The organism is Luteolibacter rhizosphaerae (assembly GCF_025950095.1).
Taxonomy (GTDB): Bacteria; Verrucomicrobiota; Verrucomicrobiia; order Verrucomicrobiales; family Akkermansiaceae; genus Haloferula; species Haloferula rhizosphaerae.
Genome location: NZ_JAPDDR010000029.1, coordinates 1 through 1,830, shown reverse-complemented (window position 1 = coordinate 1,830; position 1,830 = coordinate 1). Strand labels below are relative to the sequence as shown.

Sequence of the window (1,830 nt, the reverse complement as noted above, 5' to 3'; positions counted from 1 at the left end):
GTACTGGGCATTGTAGTACGTGTGCAGCCCAAGGCGTAAGGGCCATACTGACCTGACGTCGTCCCCACCTTCCTCCCAGTTGATCTGGGCAGTCTGATTAGAGTCCCCACCATCACGTGCTGGCAACTAATCACAGGGGTTGCGCTCGTTGCGGGACTTAACCCAACATCTCACGACACGAGCTGACGACGGCCATGCAGCACCTGTGGAAGTCCCCCGAAGGGTCACACGCTTTCACGTGCTTAGAAATCCATGTCAAGCCTTGGTAAGGTTCTTCGCGTTGCATCGAATTAAGCCACATACTCCACCGCTTGTGCGGGTCCCCGTCAATTTCTTTGAGTTTTAGCCTTGCGGCCGTACTTCCCAGGCGGTGCGCTTAACGCGTTAGCTCCGGCACAAGGGGGGTCGAATCCCCTCACACCAAGCGCACACCGTTTACTGCCAGGACTACAGGGGTATCTAATCCCTTTTGCTCCCCTGGCCTTCGAGCCTCAGCGTCAGATGTTGTCCAGTAGCTCGCCTTCGCCACGAGTGTTCCTCTCGATATCCACGCATTTCACTGCTACACCGAGAATTCCAGCTACCTCTCCAACCCTCAAGCATGGCAGTATCGGATGCAGTTCCGGGGTTGAGCCCCGGGATTTCACATCTGACTTACCACGCCGCCTACGCTCCCTTTACGCCCAGTGATTCCGAACAACGCTTGGGACCTTCGTATTACCGCGGCTGCTGGCACGAAGTTAGCCGTCCCTTCCTCTTCGGGTACTATCAACCCTGTCGGCTATTTACCGCCAGGTCTTACTCCCCGATGACAGGAGTTTACAATCCGAAGACCTTCATCCTCCACGCGGCGTTGCACCATCAGACTTTCGTCCATTGTGAATTATTCTCGACTGCTGCCACCCGTAGGTGTCTGGACCGTGTCTCAGTTCCAGTGTGCCTGATCATCCTCTCAGACCAGGTACCCGTCGTTGCCTTGGTGAGCCGTTACCTCACCAACAAGCTGATAGGCCGCGAGCCAATCCTGTAGCGGCAGCTTGCGCCACCTTTACCCTTGCGGGACCATGGGGTATTAATCCGCCTTTCGGCGGGCTATTCCCCACTACAGGGCATGTAACTCACGTGTTACGCACCCGTGCGCCACTGAATGAAGCGGTATTGCTACAACTTCACTCCGTTCGACTTGCATGTCTTAAACACGCCGCCAGCGTTCGTTCTGAGCCAGAATCAAACTCTCCGTAAAAAACGTATGCGACAGATCCAATGGACCTGTCTCAAATTGACCGTCCGGTCATCCACTCCACAGGAGCTTCTTTCCGGACGCCGCATGCTCCTCTTGAAGCACGCAGCACACAATTTGGCCTTTTCCTCTTCACCCGGCTTGATTCGGGCACGGAATCCGCTATGGAAGCTTCATGCTTCCTTAGTAATTCCGGCGCGTCTGCCGGGCCATGCTTGTGAAAGATCTCCGTTCGAGGGGACTAAAAAGCCGATCGGACTCTTTCGGAGTCGCGATCGACCTTCGTCTCTCGCGTCGCTAGCGTTGCGGCGACGGGGAGACCCTAGTCTGCCGGACCGGCCCGGGTCAACATCTTTCCAGAAGGTTTTTCGGATTTTTTCACGCGATCGCGGAAATACAGGGGTTCCACGGGGGAGGTTTTTTCGGGGAACACGGGACGACCGGCGCGCGGAGGGGGTGGAGAATGCAGATCCGGACGGTTCCGGGGCGTCGGAAGGGGTGAAATTGCCGTCACACGGGGTGAAACGGAGGGTTGAGGGGGTGGTTTCGAGGCGGGAAAGGTCTGGAAATGTCTGTGGATCGGGTTTTCG

The 1,830-nt window shown here is 56.4% G+C and carries 1 rRNA gene (only partly in view); it reads right to left on the bottom strand.

The features are described from left to right. Positions 1-1,243, bottom strand: a 16S ribosomal RNA gene (locus tag OJ996_RS26265); it reaches 374 nt to the left of the window's first position. Between the last annotated feature and the right edge of the window lie 587 nt (positions 1,244-1,830).